This window comes from Streptomyces sp. NBC_00442, assembly GCF_036014195.1.
Classification (GTDB): domain Bacteria; phylum Actinomycetota; class Actinomycetes; order Streptomycetales; family Streptomycetaceae; genus Streptomyces.
On the sequence record NZ_CP107918.1, the window covers coordinates 5,406,767 to 5,424,567 of the forward strand.

16 protein-coding genes are annotated in these 17,801 nt (G+C 70.8%); 6 read left to right on the top strand and 10 right to left on the bottom strand.

Annotated features, from left to right (window positions below):
• Positions 1–77: 77 nt before the first annotated feature.
• The 5 genes from fabF to OG432_RS24090 all read right to left on the bottom strand — a co-directional run bounded on the left by fabF (position 78) and on the right by OG432_RS24090 (position 4,939).
• Entirely contained in the window at positions 78–1,340 is a 1,263-nt protein-coding gene (fabF, locus tag OG432_RS24070) for a beta-ketoacyl-ACP synthase II (RefSeq protein WP_328313022.1), read from the bottom strand.
• 78 nt (positions 1,341–1,418) lie between these two features.
• Positions 1,419–1,667: an acyl carrier protein gene (locus OG432_RS24075; protein WP_328313023.1), complete on the bottom strand. Its 249-nt coding sequence runs from the start codon at positions 1,665–1,667 to the stop codon at positions 1,419–1,421.
• Positions 1,668–1,726: 59 nt separating this feature from the next.
• On the bottom strand, positions 1,727–2,722 hold the full coding sequence (locus OG432_RS24080) for a ketoacyl-ACP synthase III (RefSeq protein WP_328313024.1): 996 nt from the start codon (positions 2,720–2,722) through the stop codon (positions 1,727–1,729).
• Between the two features lie 13 nt (positions 2,723–2,735).
• Positions 2,736–3,653 (bottom strand): ACP S-malonyltransferase, encoded by a 918-nt coding sequence (locus OG432_RS24085; protein WP_328313025.1) that lies wholly within the window; start codon positions 3,651–3,653, stop codon positions 2,736–2,738.
• A gap of 89 nt (positions 3,654–3,742) precedes the next feature.
• The gene (locus OG432_RS24090; protein ID WP_328313026.1) at positions 3,743–4,939 is read right to left on the bottom strand and encodes a PucR family transcriptional regulator; all 1,197 of its coding nucleotides are present in this window, start codon (positions 4,937–4,939) and stop codon (positions 3,743–3,745) included.
• A gap of 100 nt (positions 4,940–5,039) precedes the next feature.
• Here OG432_RS24090 and OG432_RS24095 point away from each other — a divergent pair, with 100 nt between their 5' ends.
• Positions 5,040–5,699, top strand: coding sequence for a pirin family protein (locus OG432_RS24095; RefSeq protein ID WP_328313027.1), 660 nt, complete (start codon positions 5,040–5,042; stop codon positions 5,697–5,699).
• A 23-nt stretch (positions 5,700–5,722) separates the two neighbouring features.
• Here the strand turns inward: OG432_RS24095 and OG432_RS24100 are convergent, their stop codons facing one another.
• Complete coding sequence (locus OG432_RS24100) at positions 5,723–6,541, bottom strand: serine hydrolase domain-containing protein (RefSeq protein WP_328313028.1); 819 nt, start codon at positions 6,539–6,541, stop codon at positions 5,723–5,725.
• A gap of 249 nt (positions 6,542–6,790) precedes the next feature.
• Here OG432_RS24100 and OG432_RS24105 point away from each other — a divergent pair, with 249 nt between their 5' ends.
• Positions 6,791–7,258 (top strand): MerR family transcriptional regulator, encoded by a 468-nt coding sequence (locus OG432_RS24105; protein ID WP_328313029.1) that lies wholly within the window; start codon positions 6,791–6,793, stop codon positions 7,256–7,258.
• Between the two features lie 6 nt (positions 7,259–7,264).
• Positions 7,265–8,293 (top strand): aldo/keto reductase, encoded by a 1,029-nt coding sequence (locus tag OG432_RS24110; protein ID WP_328313030.1) that lies wholly within the window; start codon positions 7,265–7,267, stop codon positions 8,291–8,293.
• 31 nt (positions 8,294–8,324) lie between these two features.
• Here the strand turns inward: OG432_RS24110 and OG432_RS24115 are convergent, their stop codons facing one another.
• From OG432_RS24115 to OG432_RS24125, 3 genes are all read right to left on the bottom strand, one after another.
• Complete coding sequence (locus tag OG432_RS24115) at positions 8,325–9,248, bottom strand: DUF4429 domain-containing protein (RefSeq protein ID WP_328313031.1); 924 nt, start codon at positions 9,246–9,248, stop codon at positions 8,325–8,327.
• A gap of 117 nt (positions 9,249–9,365) precedes the next feature.
• On the bottom strand, positions 9,366–10,577 hold the full coding sequence (locus OG432_RS24120; RefSeq protein WP_328313032.1) for an alpha/beta hydrolase: 1,212 nt from the start codon (positions 10,575–10,577) through the stop codon (positions 9,366–9,368).
• A gap of 193 nt (positions 10,578–10,770) precedes the next feature.
• Positions 10,771–11,424 (bottom strand): TetR/AcrR family transcriptional regulator, encoded by a 654-nt coding sequence (locus tag OG432_RS24125; RefSeq protein WP_328313033.1) that lies wholly within the window; start codon positions 11,422–11,424, stop codon positions 10,771–10,773.
• Between the two features lie 116 nt (positions 11,425–11,540).
• Between OG432_RS24125 and OG432_RS24130 the strand changes: the two genes are divergently transcribed.
• The 3 genes from OG432_RS24130 (at position 11,541) to OG432_RS24140 (ending at position 14,032) form a co-directional block, all read left to right on the top strand.
• Positions 11,541–13,139, top strand: coding sequence for an MFS transporter (locus OG432_RS24130; protein ID WP_328313034.1), 1,599 nt, complete (start codon positions 11,541–11,543; stop codon positions 13,137–13,139).
• Positions 13,140–13,302: 163 nt separating this feature from the next.
• A complete protein-coding gene (locus tag OG432_RS24135; protein ID WP_328313035.1) occupies positions 13,303–13,671 on the top strand; it encodes a peptidase inhibitor family I36 protein in 369 nt (122 codons plus the stop codon).
• A gap of 52 nt (positions 13,672–13,723) precedes the next feature.
• On the top strand, positions 13,724–14,032 hold the full coding sequence (locus OG432_RS24140; protein ID WP_443058443.1) for a small hydrophobic protein: 309 nt from the start codon (positions 13,724–13,726) through the stop codon (positions 14,030–14,032).
• 1,039 nt (positions 14,033–15,071) lie between these two features.
• Here OG432_RS24140 and aceE read toward each other — a convergent pair.
• Positions 15,072–17,801, bottom strand: coding sequence for a pyruvate dehydrogenase (acetyl-transferring), homodimeric type (aceE, locus tag OG432_RS24145; RefSeq protein WP_328313037.1), 2,730 nt, complete (start codon positions 17,799–17,801; stop codon positions 15,072–15,074).

A 17,801-nucleotide genomic window follows, 5' to 3' on the forward strand; every position in this document is an offset into this window, starting at 1 on the left:
CCGTGGACGCCTCCGCGGACCGCTCGGAGCGAGCAGACGGCCCGGAGCGAGCAGACGGCCCGGTGCGAGCAGACCGCTCAGACCGAGCGGAAGGCGAGCACCACGTTGTGGCCGCCGAAGCCGAACGAGTTGTTGATCGCGGAGATCGACCCCTCGGGCAGCTTGCGCGGCTCGCTGCTCACCAGGGACGCGTCGACCTCGTCGTCGAGGTCGTCGATGTTGATGGTCGGCGGGGCCGTGCGGTGGTACAGGGCGAGGACCGTGGCGACGGTCTCGATGCCGCCCGCGCCACCCAGGAGGTGGCCGGTCATCGACTTCGTCGCGGAGATCGCCACGTGGTCCAGGTCGTCGCCGAGGACCTTGCGCAGCGCCTTGATCTCGGCGATGTCGCCCTGCGGCGTCGAGGTGGCGTGCGCGTTGAGGTGGACCACCTCGGACGGCTTCAGATCGGTGGCGTCGAGCAGGTTCTGCACCGCGGCGGCCACACCGCGACCGGTCGGCTCGGGCTGCGCGATGTGGTGGCTGTCGGCCGACAGGCCCTGGCCCAGCACCTCGCAGTAGACCCGCGCACCGCGCTTCTTGGCGTGCTCGGCGGACTCCAGGACCACCACGCCGGCGCCCTCACCCAGGACGAAGCCGTCACGGGCCTTGTCGTAGGGGCGCGAGGCCTGCTCGGGGTGGTCGTTGTTCTTGGACATCGCCATCATGTTGGCGAACGCCGCGATGGGCAGCGGGTGAATGGCCGCCTCGGTACCGCCGGCGACCACGACATCGGCGCGGCCGGTGCGGATCATCTCGACGGCGTACCCGATGGCCTCGGCGCCCGACGCGCACGCGGAGACGGGGGTGTGCACGCCCGCACGGGCGTTGACCTCGAGGCCGACGTTGGCCGAGGGGCCGTTCGGCATGAGCATGGGCACGGTGTGCGGGGAGACGCGGCGTACGCCCTTCTCCTTCAGCACGTCGTACTGGTCGAGCAGGGTGGTGACACCGCCGATGCCCGACGCGATGACCGTGCCGAGCCGCTCCGGCGCGATACCGGCCTCGTCGCCCGCCGGGGCGGTGAAGCCGGCGTCCGCCCAGGCCTCCTTGGCCGCGATCAGCGCGAACTGCGCCGAGCGGTCCAGCTTGCGGGCCAGCGGGCGGGGCAGCACCTCACCGGGGTCGACCGCGGCCGGAGCCGCGATCCTGACCGGCAGTTCGGCGAAGCGCTCACCCTCCAGGGGGCGGACACCGGAGCGTCCCGCCAGCAGACCTTCCCAGGTCGAGGCGGTGTCGCCACCCAGCGGTGTGGTTGCGCCGATACCGGTGACGACCACGGTGCGATTGGTCGAGCTCACAGGAAGTTTCTCCACGTGTGTAAGGGACGTGAATCAGCGGCGCCACCGCTGGGTGGCAGCCCGAATTCAGGTCCTGAATCAGGCCTGGTGGTTCAGGATGTAGTCGGCGGCGTCGCCAACGGTCTTCAGGTTCTTGACGTCCTCGTCCGGGATCTTGACGTCGAAGCGCTCTTCGGCGGCGACGACGACCTCGACCATGGACAGCGAGTCGACGTCCAGGTCGTCGGTGAAGGACTTGTCCAGCTGGACGTCCTCGACCGGGATACCAGCGATCTCGTTGACGATCTCGGCGAGACCCTCGACGATCTCTTCCTGCGTGGCGGCCATGTTGGCGCTCCTTCGGTGTTAATGCTTCGAATTACGGGCTTCCGGAATATCCGGAGTGCCTAGGGGAGGGTAACGACCGTCGCGGCGTACACGAGACCCGCCCCGAAGCCGATGACGAGCGCGGTGTCGCCGCTCTTCGCCTGTCCGGTCGCCAGGAGCCGCTCCATTGCGAGCGGGATCGAGGCGGCCGAGGTGTTGCCGGTGGTCTCCACGTCACGGGCGACCGTGACGTGGTCCGGCAGTTTGAGAGTCTTCACCATCGAGTCGATGATCCGCATGTTGGCCTGGTGCGGAATGAAGACGTCCAGGTCGTCCGGGCTGATTCCGGCCGCGTCCAGCGCCTGCTGGGCGACCTTCGCCATCTCGAACACGGCCCAGCGGAAGACCGCCTGGCCCTCCTGCGTGATCGCGGGGAACTTGCCCGAGCTGTCGTACTCGGTCCACGGCACGGTCTGCTTGATGGTCTCCGACTTGTCGCCCTCGGAACCCCAGATCGTGGGGCCGATGGCCGGCTCGTCCGAGGGTCCCACGACGACCGCGCCCGCGCCGTCGCCGAACAGGAACGCCGTCGCACGGTCCTGAAGGTCGGTCAGGTCGCTGAGCCGCTCCACGCCGATGACCAGGACGTACTCGGCGGAACCCTCGACGACCATGCCCTTGGCCAGGGTCAGACCGTAGCCGAAGCCCGCGCAGCCGGCCGAGATGTCGAACGCGGCGGCCTTGTCGGTGCCCAGCTTGTCGGCGATCTCGGTCGCCACCGCCGGGGTCTGCTTGAAGTGCGAGACGGTGGAGACGATCACACCGCCGATCTGGTCGGCGGTGATTCCGGCGTCGGCGATCGCCTTGCCGGAGGCCTCGATCGACATCGCGGCCACGGTCTCCTCGGGGGAGGCCCAGTGCCGCGTGGCGATGCCGGAGCGCGAACGGATCCACTCGTCCGAGGAGTCGATCGTCTCCAGGATCACCTCGTTGGGCACCACCCGCACGGGCCGGTAGCCGCCCACGCCCATGATGCGCGCGTACGGTGCGCCCTTGCTGGGCCGGATCTTCGACATGGCTCTTCGCTCCTTAGGCGGATGCGTGCTCGGCGATGAGCGCGCGAGCCGCGTCGAGGTCGGCGGGGGTCTTCAGGGCAAGGGTCTTCACGCCCTGCATCGCACGCTTGGCGAGGCCGGTCAGCGTGCCACCGGGGCACAGCTCGACCAGGGCCGTCGCGCCGAGCTCCGTGAACGTCTCCATGCACAGGTCCCAACGGACCGGATTGGAGACCTGGTTGACCAGGCGGGCCACGATCTCCTGGCCGCTCGCCACGGTCTTGCCGTCCGCGTTCGAGACGTAGGTGAACCGCGGGTCGGCGATGTCCAGGGACGTGGCGGCCTCTTCGAGGGACGCCACCGCGGGGGCCATGTGGCGCGTGTGGAACGCGCCGGCCACCTTGAGGGCCACCACGCGGCGCACGCCCTCGGGCTTGTCGGCCTCCAGGGCGGCGAGCTGCTCGGCGGTGCCGGCGGCCACGATCTGGCCCGCGCCGTTCACGTTCGCCGGCGTCAGGCCGAGCTTCTCCAGGTGCGGCAGCACGTTCTCGGCGTCGCCGCCGAGCAGCGCGGCCATGCCGGTCGGCGTCACGGCCGCGGCCTCGGCCATGCCCAGGCCCCGCTTGCGCACGAAGCCGAGCGCGGCCTCCTCGGACAGGACGCCCGCGAACGCGGTGGCGGTGATCTCTCCGACGCTGTGGCCCGCGACGGCGCCGGGGGTGACATCACCCAGCGCGGCGGCGGACAGCAGACCCGCGGCGACCAGCAGGGGCTGGGCCACGGCGGTGTCCCGGATCGCGTCGGCGTCGGCCTGCGTGCCGTAGTGGACGAGGTCGAGACCGATGGCGTCCGACCACGCGGCGAGCCGGTCGGCCGCGCCGGGAAGGTCGAGCCAAGGAGTCAGGAAGCCGGGCGTCTGAGCGCCTTGGCCGGGAGCGACGAGTACGAGCACTCTCACACTCTCTCTTGTGGACGGCTCGGTACGCCCGTGGGGACAGGGACGAAGAACCGTCGGGGGAATTGTGGGTGTCCGACAAAAGTCTAGGACTGCGAATCTCCGTCGGCCAAGCGCCCCAGGATCAGCGCGATCCTCAGCGTGAACGCGGAGCGCACGTCGGACGGCGACCACCCGGTGACGTCCGTCACACGTCGGAGCCGGTAGCGAACGGTATTGGGGTGGACGAACAACATCCGGGCCGCACCCTCAAGACTGCTCGCCTGCTCCAGATAAACGCTCAAGGTTTCCAGGAGCGCGGAGCCGGCTTCCTCCAGCGGTCTGTAGATCTCCTCCACCAGCTGCTCGCGCGCGGCAGGATCGGACGCGATCGCCCGCTCCGGCAGGAGATCGTCCGCGAGAACCGGCCGCGGGGCGTCCTGCCAGGCCGAACACGCCTTCAGGCCGGCCGCCGCGGCCTGCGCGGACCGTGTCGCCGCCAGCAGGTCGGGCACCACGGGTCCGGCCACCACGGGACCCGCGGCGTACGGCCCGATCAGGCCCTTCGCCACTTGGAGCGGATTGTCGCTGCCGCCCGCGATGACGACCAGGCGGTTGCCGAGCACCCCGGTGAGGACCTGCAGCTTGGTGTGCCGTGCGGCCCGCCGGATCGCCTCCACGGTCAGCTCGCTGTCGCCGTCAGGGGCCGTGCCGAGCACCACGCACACGTGCTCCGGCGAGTTCCAGCCCAGCGCCGCGGCCCGGGACACCGCGCCCTCGTCGGCCTCGCCCGACAGCACCGCGTTGACGACCAGGGATTCGAGCCGGGCGTCCCACGCGCCACGGGCCTCGGCGGCCTGCGCGTACACCTGGGCCGTCGCGAAGGCGATCTCACGGGCGTACACGAGGAGCGCCTCGCGCAGGATCGACTCGTCGCCCGGCGCCGCGACCTCGTCGATCGCGGTCTCCATGACCTCGATGGTGGTGCGCACCATCTCCACGGTCTGGCGCAGGGTGATCGCGCGCGTCAGCTCGCGCGGGGCCGTGCCGAAGACGTCGGTGGAGATCGCCTGCGGCGTCTCGGGATGCCGGAACCACTCGGTGAAGGCCGCGATGCCGGCCTGGGCGACCAGACCGATCCACGACCGGTTCTCCGGCGGCATCGCCCGGTACCACGGCAGCGTCGCGTCCATACGGGCGATCGCGTTCGCCGCGAGCCGGCCCGAGGACTGCTCAAGACGCTTCAGGGTCGCCGCGTGTGGATGGGCATTCTTCGCGGGGTGTACGGGATCGGGTGCTGGCACGGGGACAAGAGTGCCTTATCGGGAACCCTCTTCGCCGGGCCGGGGTGAGTCCCGGCGACAAACGGGCGGGGCCGGCGCCGCGGGGTCTACGGTGGTGGGCGTGATTTCAGTCAGGCGCGGCGACGAGCGCTATCCGGGCGGCGACCCGGATGCCGGCATCGAGTCCTTGCACGCCTTCTCCTTCGGCCGGTTCTACGACCCGGACAACCTGCGCTTCGGGTCCGTCCTCGCCTGCAACGAGGAGCGGCTCGCGCCCGGCGCCGGGTTCGACGAGCACCCGCACAGCCACACCGAGATCCTCACCTGGGTCGTCGAGGGCGAGCTCACCCACCGCGACTCGGCGGGCCACACCACGCTGGTGCGCCCCGGCGACGTGCAGTGCCTGAGCTCCGCGGGCGGCGTCCGGCACGAGGAACGCAACGAAGGCCAGGACCCGCTGGTCTTCCTCCAGATGTGGCTCGCGCCGACGAAGCCGGGAGGCGCCCCCGCGTACGACATCGTGCGGGGCATCGCCGACTCCACGCCCTACGCGGTGCGCCCCGCGGGCGCCATGCTCCACGTCCGCCGTCTCGCGAGCGGTGAGCGCACCGCCGTTCCGGACGCGCCCGGTGTGTACGTCCATGTCGTGCGCGGCCGGGTCCGCCTGGCGCGGGAGGAGCTCGCGCCGGGCGACTCGGCGCGGATCACCGGCGCGGCAGGCCTGGAACTGGCGGCGGACGAAGCCGCCGAGGTCCTTGTGTGGGAGCTCGGCTCCGTGTGAGGCCGGCGGACGCCGCGCGCGGCTCAGCGCCGGGTGTACTCGGCGAGCACCGCGTCGGTGAAGGCCGGCCACACCTCGGCGGCCCACGGCCCGAACGCGCGGTCCGTCAGCGCCACACAGGCCAGGCCCGCGTCGGGGTCGACCCACAGGAACGTTCCGGCCTGGCCGAAGTGGCCGAAGGTGCGCGGCGAGGACGAACTGCCCGTCCAGTGCGGCGACTTGGCGCCGCGGATCTCGAAACCGAGGCCCCAGTCGTTGGGGTTCTGGTGGCCGTAGCCCGGCAGCACGCCCTTGAGGCCCGGGTACTGCACGTGCATCGCCTCGGCGACGGTCGCCGGGTGGAGCAGCCGCGGCACCTGTACCTCCGCGGCGAAGCGCGCGAGGTCCTCGACGGTGGAGACGCCGTCCTTGGCGGGGGAGCCCTCCACCGTGGTGGACGCCATGCCGAGCGGCTCGAACACGGCCTGGCGCACGTAGTCGGCGAAGGGGATGCCGGACTGCTTCGCGATGTGGTCGCCGAGCTCCTCGAACCCCGCGTTGGAGTACAGGCGCCGGTCCCCGGGCGGGGCCATCACCCGGTGCTCGTCGAAGGCCAGCCCCGAGGTGTGCGCGAGCAGGTGCCGGACGGTGGCTCCGGAGGGCCCGGCCGGCTCGTCGAGCTCGACCGCCCCCTCCTCGTACGCGACGAGGGCCGCGTACGCGGCGAGCGGCTTGGTGACGGAGGCGAGGGGGAACCGGTGGGACACCGGCCCGTGGGTGCCGGCAAGCGTTCCGTCGGCCCGCACCACGGCCGCCGCCGCGGTCGGTACGGGCCAGGTCTCGATGATCCGCAGGCTCTCCATGTGTACGAGCCTAGTGGCCCCCGATGCGGTGCCCGGCCCCGCCCGTCGGGTTGCCGGGGCCGCCGGGCCGGTATTCGATCGTCCCGAGTACGCGATCGTCCCGGCCGGTGTGCGGATGTGCGGACGTGCGGACCGGAGCGCCGGCCGGCGCGTGGAGCGGCGTATGGAGGGGCGGCTGCCGGACACGACACGAGAACGTCACGCAATCGGCTTGCTTGGAGTGCACTCGAAGGTTCTAGCGTGGAGGGCATGACGGTGATCGAAAGCACAGCGGTGCGAGTGGAGCGGGCCCGGCAGGACCTCTGCTCGACGGATCCGCGCCACCCGCGCCCCGACGGCCAGGACCGCTACACGATCAGCGAGGTCGTCGCGTCCACCGGACTCACCGCGCACACCCTGCGCTGGTACGAGCGGATCGGCCTGATGCCGCACGTGGACCGCTCGCACACCGGACAGCGGCGGTTCAGCAACAAGGACCTCGACTGGCTCTCCTTCGTCGGCAAGCTCCGCCTGACCGGCATGCCGGTCGCCGACATGGTCCGCTACGCCGAACTCGTCCGCGAGGGAGCGCACACCTTCGAGGCGCGCCAGGAACTCCTGGAGCGGACCCGGCGCGATGTGGTCGCACGCATGGCGGAACTCCAGGACACGCTCGCCGTGCTCGACTACAAGATCGACTATTACGCGGACGCCCGCAAGGCGTCGGAAAGGGCCTGAACCCCCATGAGCAACAGCCCGGTTGAGAAGATCAGCACCGTACGGCTCGGGACCGACGGCCCACGGATCGGCGTCCAGGGCTTCGGCGCCATGGGCATCAGCGAGTTCTACGGCGCCACCGACGAGGCCGCCGCACGCGACACCCTGGAGGCGACGGTCGAGGCGGGCGTCACCCTCATCGACACCGCCGACATCTACGGCTCCGGCGCCAACGAGGAGTTCCTCGCCCCCTTCCTCGCCGCCCACCGCGACCAGGTGACCCTGGCCACCAAGTTCGCCGTCGAGCGCCGCGCCGACGACCCGCGGTACCGGGGCATCAACAACAGCCCCGCCTACATCAAGAAGGCCGTCGAGGCGAGCCTGCGCCGCCTGAACACCGACGTCATCGACCTGTACTACATGCACCGCCGCAACCCCGACGTGCCGCTCGCCGAGTCCGTCGGCGCGATGGCCGAGCTGGTCGCCGAGGGCAAGGTGAAGTACCTGGGCCTGAGCGAGGTCACCGGCGCCGAGCTGCGCGAGGCGTACGCCGTGCACCCCATCGCCGCCCTCCAGTCGGAGTGGTCCGTCTTCAGCCGCGACGTCGAGCACAGCGCGGTCGCGGCCGCCGCCGAACTCGGCGTCACCTTCGTGCCGTACTCCCCGCTCGGCCGCGGCTTCCTCACCGGAGCCTTCGCGGACGCGGGCAAGGAGCTGAGCGAGGGCGACTTCCGCAGGTTCCAGCCGCGCTTCACCGGTGACAACGCCGCCACCAACGCCGCCCTGCTCGAACCCCTCCACGAGATCGCGGCGGCACACGGCGCGACGACCGCGCAGATCGCGCTGGCCTGGGTGCAGCAGCGGGCCCAGGTGCACGGCCTGACCGTCGTGCCGATCCCCGGCACCCGCAAGCGCAGCCGCCTCCTGGAGAACGCCGGCGCCGCCCGCATCACGCTGAGCGCCAAGGAGCTGGTGCTCCTCGAACCGATCGCCGGGAAGGTGGCGGGCGACCGCTACCCCGACATGTCCTCCACCTCGGCGGCCCGCGAGCGGTAGGCCGCGCCCGCCGTCCGCCCTGGAACCGCCGCTACAGCTCCGCCAGGAGCTCCGCCTTCTTCGCGGTGAACTCGTCGTCGGTCACCAGGCCGGCCCGGTGCAGGTCGCCGAGGTGGCGGATCCTTTCCGCGATGTCCGCGGGGTCGCGCCGTGCCGACGGCACGGGCACCGTCTGGTGCGGGGTCGAGGGCCCGCCGCCTCCGCCCCGTACCGCCGCCAGGACCGCCGCCGCGAAGGGCAGCGACTCGTGGACGGGGCCGTAGCCGAGACCGAAGACGACGGACGCCGGATCGCGGTCGGCCGGCCCGGCACCCTCGTGGCCGGGGCTCCCGTGTCCGGAGCCTCCGTGTCCGGCGCACCCGTCCGTCCGTTCCGGCTCCCGGCGCAGCAGCCGCAGGTGCCCGTCGAAGACCTCGGGGGAGCGCCACTCGACGCCGCTGAGTGCGGCCACCGGGAAGGTCTGGTCGCCTGCCTTCCACTTCTCCGAGGACGCGCCCGTCCAGAACCAGCGGAAGCTGACCTGCCGTCCGTCGAAGGCCGCCCTGCCGTCGTACGCCTTGAAGTTCAGCGGGGCCTCGGGCGCCGCGACGAGATGGCGGTCGGCGGGTTTCGATGCGTACGGTGCCAACGACGACCGCAGCTCGTCCGTGTAGTACTCGGCGAGCGTCTCGCGTTCGGCGGGCAGCACCAGGCGGTAGGGGTCGCAGCCCTCCTTCAACTGGCCCGCCGCGGCCTCCATCAGCGGATCGGCGCCCTGCCTCGGCACCGCGTGCAGCACCACAGTGCCGCGTTTGCCCGGGGAGAGCGTCACCGACTCCAACGCCTCGTGGGGGATGCGCCGTTCGCGCAGCGCCTGGAAGAGCTTCGGCGCACGGATCCCCCGTTCGAAGCGGATGAGCACGGAGTCGGTCTCGAACTCCCAGGTGGCATGAATTCCGGCCAGCACATCACCCATGCGCCTCATCGTAGGCGGCGCACGCCCGCGCGTCGCCCCTCGGAGGAAACCCCGTCCTCGCACCACGCCACGGGCGATCACGCGGTGTCTGCGCGTGTCAGCCCGGCAGAGTGCCCGTCAAGCCGCGGACCGGTCGGAAATCCCGTCGGCGCAGTCGGCGTCGGCGGCGCTGCAGCCGACCGTCCGGTATGCGCCAACTCCGATCGCGGCGAAGTTGGCGAGGCTCTGCGTGCCCGGCTCGAAATAGCCGGTGTGGCCGATCGCTCCGGAGGACGAGAGGACGCGGGCGCCGAAGGCCGTCGTGACCGGGTCGGCGCCGTGTCCGAGGCCCGCGACGTCCAGATACGGCACGTCCTGGATCCAGTCGTCCCTGTCCCGCATCGCCCAGACCTGCGCCTTGGTGCCCAGCTGGGCGGCGTTGTTCACCCGCATTCCGGGGCTGCCGGCCACCGCGATGTCGCTGACGCGGGGCGGCAGTTCGCGCGTGGAGACCCCGCACACCACCGAGCCGTAGCTGTGGCAGAACAGCTCGACCGGGGAGGTGCCGGGCAGCGCGCGCACCATGGCGGAAAGCCGCACCGCTCCCTCCTCGGCCAGCCTGCCGATCGCCGCGTCGATGCCGAGCCCGGCGGGCGCCGTGTAGTCGGCCCAGGCGATCACGGCGGTCCGGGTACCGGGGGACGCGGTGTGCTCGGCCGCGTACAGCGACTCGGCCATGCCGACCGGGGCGGTGTTGGCGCGGCTGCTCTTCTCGAAGGTCAGGACGTTGGTGTCGACTCCCGGGATGATCACGGAGATGCGCTGGGCGTGGTCCAGGTCGCCGAAGACCTCCGCGACCCGGCCGGTGTCGGAGGGGTCGAAGGCGAGGATCTGGCGGCCGTCGTCGAGCAGCGAGTCGAACCGGTGCATCCGCCGGGACGCGTTCTGGCGGCCGTCGGCGGACAGCCGCGGGTCGGCCGTGCGTTTCTTCTCGACGGTGCGCGCCTCGGCGAGCGCGACCCGGTTGGCCCGGTAGCGCAGGGTCACGGGGGCACCGTTGAGGTTGCCGACGACCAGCGGGTAGCGGTCGGCGAGGCGGTCGCGCTCGGCCGCGGTGATAGAGCCGAAGAACTGCGCCAGCTGCTTCGCGGTGCCGTCCGCCCTGGGCAGCTTGTGGCCGTCTATGGTGTCGCGCGCCCAGGCGGCGAGGGCCTTGGCGCGGGGCTCGGAGTCGCCGGAGTGGCCGCGGATCGCCGTCCAGCCGGAGGTCGCGAGCATGACGAACACGACGGCGAGCGCGAGCACTGCGCGCCAGGCGTTCAATGTGGGGGAGGAGTCGAAGGAAGTCACTGCTGAACACAGTAGGAGACCCGGGAGCCCCTCCGGGCTGACAGTGACTCAGATCACGTTTGAGCGGGGGGCGGCCTCACCAACCGCGCGCGCGGGCGCACGCTCCGTACGGCGCCGGCACCGTACGCCAGGGGGCGTGGCCACGCTGTGATGCCGCTGTGCCGCAGGTCACCGTGTGGCCGGACGGCGGGATTCAGGCCCGCCAGTCGTCGGCGAGCGCTGGGCCGAGGTGATCCAGATAGGCCGAGGTCAGCCCGCGGATCGCGGTCACGCTGGGGTCTCCGCCCTGGCCCCACAGGCCGCCCGCGACCCGCATCACGCCGGTGAAGGCGGCCACGGCCACCCGGGGTCGCGGGTCGGCGTCGATGTCGAGGCCCTCGCGCTCGGCGATCAGCCGCGCGATGTGCTCCTCGATCTCCGCCGAACGGCGCAGATGGACCGCGAGCAGCGCGGGGGTCGACTCGATCACCTGGTACGTCCGCATGTACAGGGCGACCGGCACCACGGGGGACAGGCGCTCCTCGATCGTGTCCCAGGCCGAGAGCACCGCACGGCGCATCGCGGTGAACGGGCCCTCGGCGGGCGGCCGTTCGCGCAGCGCGTCCACGAAGTGCCACTCGACGGTGTCCTGCGCCGCGAAGACCACGGCTTCCTTGTTCGCGAAGTAGCGGAAGAAGGTGCGCTGCGAGACGTCGACGGCGTCCGCGATCTCGTCGACCGTCGTCTGCTCGTAGCCCTGGGTGGTGAAGAGTTCGAGCGCCGCCCGCAGCAGTGCGTCGCGGGTGCGCTGCTTCTTCAGCTCGCGCAGGCCGCCCGCGGGCGTCACCGGGCGCTGCTCCACCGTCACTTCAGGGTCCTCTTTCGGTCAATTTGGCGTGTTCAGTCTAGCTGTGAGCTACGTGACAGTTACCGACTTGTGAAATGGTTTGTCAACTGTCAGTGGCTGACACTAGCCTCGATCGCATGACTAGTCAGACCACCGTCGAAAAGGCGCCACAGGACGAGATACCGGTGCCGGCCAAGGGGCTGCGCGGCCACCCCTGGCTGACGCTCTTCGCCGTGGCCATCGGCGTGATGATGGTCGCGCTCGACGGCACCATCGTGGCGATCGCGAACCCCGCCATCCAGAAGAACCTGGGAGCCTCGCTCCAGGACGTCCAGTGGATCACCAATGGCTACATGCTGGCCCTGGCCGTCTCCCTGATCACCGCGGGCAAGCTCGGCGACCGGTTCGGGCACCGCCAGACCTTCCTCATCGGTGTCGTCGGTTTCGGCGCCGCCTCTGGCGCCATCGGCCTCTCGCACAGCGTCACCTTCGTCATCGCCTTCCGCGTCCTTCAGGGACTGTTCGGCGCGCTCCTCATGCCGGCCGCGCTCGGCCTGCTGCGCGCCACCTTCCCGGCCGAGAAGCTGAACATGGCGATCGGCATCTGGGGCATGGTCATCGGTGCCTCCACCGCGGGCGGCCCGATCCTCGGCGGCGTGCTCGTCGAGCACGTCAACTGGCAGTCGGTCTTCTTCATCAACGTGCCGGTGGGCCTGATCGCGCTGGTCCTCGGCCTCGTGATCCTGCGGGACCACCGCGCGCAGAACGCCCCCAAGTCGTTCGACATCGTCGGCATCGTGCTGCTTTCGGTCGCGATGTTCTGCATGATCTGGGCGCTCATCAAGGGCTCGGAGTACGGCTGGGGCAGCGGCAGGACCCTCGGGTTCATCGCGGCCGCCGTGATCTGCTTCGTGCTCTTCGCCCTGTGGGAGACCAAGGTCAAGGAGCCGCTGATCCCGCTCGGCCTGTTCCGGTCCGTGCCGCTGTCCGCGGGCACGATCCTGATGATCCTGATGGCGTTCGCCTTCATGGGCGGGCTCTTCTTCGTCACCTTCTACCTGCAGAACGTGCACGGCATGTCGGCCGTCGACAGCGGTCTGCACCTCCTGCCGCTCACCGGCATGATGATCGTCGCCTCGCCGGTCGCGGGCGCCCTGATCACCAAGCTCGGCCCGCGCGTCCCGCTGGTCGGCGGCATGGTCTGCACCGCCGTCGCCATGTTCGGGATGTCCCGCCTCACCATCGACACGGGCACCTTCACCATGTCGATCTGGTTCGCGCTGCTCGGCATGGGCCTGGCGCCCGTCATGGTCGGCGCGACCGAGGTCATCGTCGGCAACGCGCCGCTGGAGCTGTCCGGTGTCGCCGGCGGTCTCCAGCAGGCCGGTATGCAGGTCGGCGGCTCGCTCGGCACCGCGGTGCTCGGCGCCGTGATGTCCTCCGAGGTCACCTCCAAGCTCCCGGACAACTGGGCCGCCGCCAAGCTGCCGCCCATGACGCCCGGCCAGACCGCGGACTTCTCCAAGGCCGTCGAGGTCGGCATGGGCCCGGTCCAGCCGAACACCCCGCCCCAGATCGCGGCCAGGATCGCGGGCGTCGCGCACGACACGTTCGTGTCGGGCATGAGCACCGCGTTCACCGTCGCCGGGATCGTGGCGGTGCTCGCCGCCGCGGTCGCCCTGTTCACCAAGCGCGGCGTGAACGCGCAGGAGGGCGCGGGCGTGGGTCACATCTGATCCCGTCAACTCCCGTACCCGAAGGCCCCGCCGGACACGATCCGGTGGGGCCTTCACCTATTCGGATGGTTACGCGCACGACCCCCCGCCCGGCGGAACCGGCCGGGGGTGCCGCCCGTTCTCCGATTCCAACTGATCGAATCGACACGGGGGTTGATGACTCATGCGTACAACGACGACCACAGTGGCCCTGCTCGCCGCGACCGCCTTCCTGCTGCCCGCGGCCGCCCCGGCCACCGCGACCCCGCGCATGGGGGACTGCGCGCCGGGCGAGCTCTGCCTCTGGACGAAGGGCGCGTTCAAGGGCCCGCGGCAGGTGTACGACCTGACACGCACCGACATCGAGAGCTGCACCCCGCTGCCGCCGGGCGCCGACGTCCAGTCGCTGGCCAACCGCACGGGGCGGCCCGTCACCACCTACCAGTCGGCCGAGTGCGCGGAGACCGCCGAGTTCGACACGTATCCGGGTGGCGGGACCTGGGTCCCCCAAGTTCCCTATCGGGTGCGGGCGTTCAAGGTGTGGGAGAGCTGAGACGTGGTACCCGACTCCTAGGAGGCCGAGCCGACAACCCCAGGGAGTGATGATGGCGGGCTTCGGACACAGCACCCATACGCGCAGGACCCCCCGGTCACGGAACCGCATGTGGCCCCGGACCGGGCCGGACCGCGCGACGCTGGGCATCATCGGACTGACCTGCGCGGTCGCGGGATTCTTCGTTCTCGGGATCGTGCTCGGCCCGGTCGCGATCGCCTGCGGCTGGGTGGCCATGGGGCGCCGCTGGAACTCCGGCACGGTGCCGGCCCTGGTAGCCGTGGTCCTGGGTGCCATCGACACGCTGCTGGCCGTCATCGCGCTCATAGCAGCGGCATCCCTGGGCAACGGCATCTTCTGACGGTGCCGCACCGGTACAAGGGGGGCGAGCCCCGATAGGGCTCGCCCCCTTCACCCTGCCGTAGCGCGGCTGCGTCGCCGTGGGCGCTACCACTCAACTCCGGGTGCCCTGCTAGGGGCGCGGGGCTGTGACACTTGCGCGGCTGCGCCGCGGTGGGCGCGGCCGGTGGATGCCGGATCACCCACGAAGGGGCGCGGGGCTGTGACACTTGCGCGGCTGCGCCGCGGTGGGCGCGGCCGGTGGATGCCGGATCACCCACGAAGGGGCGCGGGGAACTGCGCCACCAGCCACGCACGGTCCGCCGTCGAAGGCCGGGCCCTCGGAAGAACCCCACCCCACCCCGCCCCTTCCCGAAACCCGCCGGGGGTGAAAAGGCCCCTGGGGCTCCCGCCCCAGACCCCGTATCGCGCCTGAAGGGCGCTCGTCCTCAATCTCCCCCAAGGCCTTAAGGGCCAGGGGGGACCCCCATGACGGGCTGGGGATGTCTATGCGGCCCGGCACCGAGCGGTTAGGGGGCGCGGGGAACTGCGCGAGACGCGGGCACGGTCCGCAGTCGTAAGCCGGGGCCCGGGGCTCAGCCCCAGACCAGGTTCGCGCCTTAAGGGCCAGGGGACCCTCATGACAGGCTGAGGATGTCTATGCGGCCCGGCACCGGACACCTAAGGGGCGCGGGGAACTGCGCGAGAAGCGGGCACGGTCCGCAGTCGTAAGCCGGGGCCCGGGGCTCCGCCCCAGACCAGGTTCGCGCCTTAAGGGCCAGGGGGACCCTCATGACAGGCTGAGGATGTCCATGCTGCCCGGCATCGAACGGCTAAGGGGCGCGGGGAACTGCGCGAGAAGCGGGGGCACGGCGCAGACAAACCGGGCTTTCAGGGGGGCGCGGGGAACCGCGCGAGCAACCCAGCACGGCCTCTGCCCGGCACCCCACCAAGGCCGCCCCGGTCAGACCCGCGAAAGCGATCCCGCGGAAGCGATGGGCCCCGGGGAGAATCCCCGCGGCACCCACCACCCCGCCGCACGACCGACTACCACCTACTGCCTACGCATCGCCCCCGGCCGCCCCAGGATCCGCCGCACCGACATCGAGCAACCGGTACCGGTCGACCGCCTGCTTCAGCGCCGACCGGTCGACCTTGCCCTCCCGGGCCAGTTCCGTCAGGACGGCCAGCACGATCGACTGCGCGTCGATGTGGAAGAAGCGCCGCGCCGCACCCCGCGTGTCCGCGAAGCCGAACCCGTCCGCGCCGAGCGACTGGTACGTGCCCGGCACCCAGCGCGCGATCTGGTCCGGAACGGCCCGCATCCAGTCGGAGACGGCCACGAAAGGACCCTGCGCACCCTGGAGCTTCCGCGTCACGAAGGGGACGCGCTGCTCCTCCTCGGGGTGCAGGAGGTTGTGCTCCTCCACCGCCACGGCCTCGCGGCGCAGCTCGTTCCAGGAGGTCGCCGACCACACGTCGGCCCGCACGTTCCACTCCTCGGCGAGGATCCGCTGCGCCTCGATCGCCCACGGCACGGCCACGCCGGACGCCATGATCTGCGCCGGGATGGAACCCGACGTGCCCGCGGCGAAACGGTGGATGCCCTTGAGGATGCCGTCCACGTCGACGTCCGCCGGCTCGGCCGGATGCTGGATCGGCTCGTTGTAGACGGTGAGGTAGTAGAAGACGTCCTCGCTGTCCGGACCGTACATCCGGCGCAGACCGTCCTTGACGATGTGCGCGATCTCGTAGCCGAACGCCGGGTCGTAGGCGACACACGCCGGGTTGGTCGAGGCGAGCAACTGCGAGTGCCCGTCCGCGTGCTGGAGACCCTCACCGGTCAGCGTCGTACGACCCGCCGTCGCGCCGAGGACGAATCCGCGCGCCAGCTGGTCGGCCATCTGCCAGAACTGGTCGCCGGTGCGCTGGAAACCGAACATCGAGTAGAAGACGTACACCGGGATCAGCGGCTCGCCGTGCGTGGCGTACGCCGAACCCGCCGCGATCAGCGACGCGGTGCAACCGGCCTCGGAGATGCCGTCGTGCAGCATCTGCCCGGTCGGCGACTCCTTGTAGGCGAGCAGCAGTTCGCGGTCGACCGCCTCGTACTGCTGGCCCAGCGGGTTGTAGATCTTGGCGCTCGGGAAGAACGCGTCCATGCCGAACGTGCGGTACTCGTCGGGCGCGATCAGCACGAACCGCTTGCCGATCTCCTTGTCCCGCATCAGGTCCTTCAGGATGCGGACGAACGCCATCGTCGTGGCGATCGACTGCTGACCCGAGCCCTTCTTGGCCACCGCGTACGTCTTGTCCTCGGGCAGGGCCAGCGGCTTGGACCGCACCACGCGCGTCGGCACGTAGCCGCCGAGCCCGAGCCGGCGGTCGTGCATGTACTGGATCTCCTCGGACTTGCGTCCGGGGTGGTAGTACGGCGGCGCGCCGGACTCCAGCTCCTGGTCCGTGATCGGGATGTGCAGCCGGTCCCGGAAGCCCTTGAGGTCGTCGACCGTCAGCTTCTTCATCTGGTGGGTCGCGTTGCGGCCCTCGAAGTTCGGGCCGAGCGTCCAGCCCTTGACGGTGTGCGCGAGGATCACCGTCGGCTGGCCCTTGTGCTCCTTGGCCGCCGCGAACGCCGCGAAGATCTTCTTGTGGTCGTGGCCGCCGCGCCCCAGGTGCAGGATCTGCTGGTCGGTCATGTTCTCGACCATGGCGCGCAGCCGCTGGTCGTCACCGAAGAAGTGGTCGCGGATGTAGGCGCCGGTCTCGGTGGCGTACGTCTGGAACTGGCCGTCCGGCGTGGTGTTCATCCGGTTGACCAGGATGCCGTCCCGGTCCTGGGCCAGCAGCGGGTCCCAACTGCGGTCCCAGATCAGCTTGATGACGTTCCATCCGGCGCCGCGGAACTGCGACTCCAGCTCCTGGATGATCTTGCCGTTGCCGCGCACGGGGCCGTCGAGACGCTGGAGGTTGCAGTTGACGACGAACGTCAGGTTGTCCAGGTTCTCGCGGGCCGCGATGGACAGCTGGCCGAGCGACTCGGGCTCGTCCATCTCGCCGTCGCCGAGGAACGCCCACACGTGCGAGTTGGAGGTGTCGGCGATGCCGCGCGCCTCCATGTAGCGGTTCATCCGCGCCTGGTAGATCGCGCCGAGCGGGCCGAGACCCATCGAGACGGTCGGGAACTCCCAGAAGTCCGGCATGAGCCGCGGGTGCGGGTAGGACGAAAGGCCGTACGGGGCCTTCGACTTCTCCTGGCGGAAGGCGTCGAGCTGCTGCTCGCTGAGCCGGTCGAGCAGGAAGGCGCGGGCGTAGATGCCGGGCGAGGCGTGGCCCTGGAAGAAGATCTGGTCGCCGCCGTCCTCCTCCTTGCCGCGGAAGAAGTGGTTGAAGCCCACGTCGTACAGCGAGGCGGAGGAGGCGAAGGTCGCGATGTGGCCGCCGACGCCGATGCCCGGACGCTGGGCCCTCGACACCATCACGGCCGCGTTCCAGCGGGTCGCGTTGAGGACCTTGCGCTCGATCTCCTCATTGCCGGGGAAGAACGGCTCGTCCTTGGTGGCGATCGTGTTGACGTAGTCCGTGCTGCGCATCTCGGGCACGGCCACGCGCTTCTCGCGGGCCCGCTCGATCAGCCGGAGCATCAGATAGCGGGCCCGTTCCCGGCCGCGCTCGTCGACGGCGGCGTCCAGGGAGTCGAGCCACTCCTGGGTCTCTTCGGGATCGAAGTCCGGGACCTGGCTCGGCAGGCCGCCAATGATGATCGGGTTGCGATCGGATCCGGAAGCCAC

Bases quoted from the DNA above. Each gene is read 5' to 3' on its own strand.
- OG432_RS24115 (WP_328313031.1), bottom strand. From the start codon at position 9,248: ATGGGTGATGTGCTGGCCGGAATTCATGCCACCTGGGAGTTCGAGACC.
- OG432_RS24105 (WP_328313029.1), top strand. From the start codon at position 6,791: ATGACGGTGATCGAAAGCACAGCGGTGCGAGTGGAGCGGGCCCGGCAG.
- OG432_RS24140 (WP_443058443.1), top strand. From the start codon at position 13,724: ATGGCGGGCTTCGGACACAGCACCCATACGCGCAGGACCCCCCGGTCA.
- OG432_RS24110 (WP_328313030.1), top strand. From the start codon at position 7,265: ATGAGCAACAGCCCGGTTGAGAAGATCAGCACCGTACGGCTCGGGACC.
- OG432_RS24100 (WP_328313028.1), bottom strand. From the start codon at position 6,541: ATGGAGAGCCTGCGGATCATCGAGACCTGGCCCGTACCGACCGCGGCG.
- OG432_RS24080 (WP_328313024.1), bottom strand. From the start codon at position 2,722: ATGTCGAAGATCCGGCCCAGCAAGGGCGCACCGTACGCGCGCATCATG.
- OG432_RS24130 (WP_328313034.1), top strand. From the start codon at position 11,541: ATGACTAGTCAGACCACCGTCGAAAAGGCGCCACAGGACGAGATACCG.
- OG432_RS24075 (WP_328313023.1), bottom strand. From the start codon at position 1,667: ATGGCCGCCACGCAGGAAGAGATCGTCGAGGGTCTCGCCGAGATCGTC.
- OG432_RS24135 (WP_328313035.1), top strand. From the start codon at position 13,303: ATGCGTACAACGACGACCACAGTGGCCCTGCTCGCCGCGACCGCCTTC.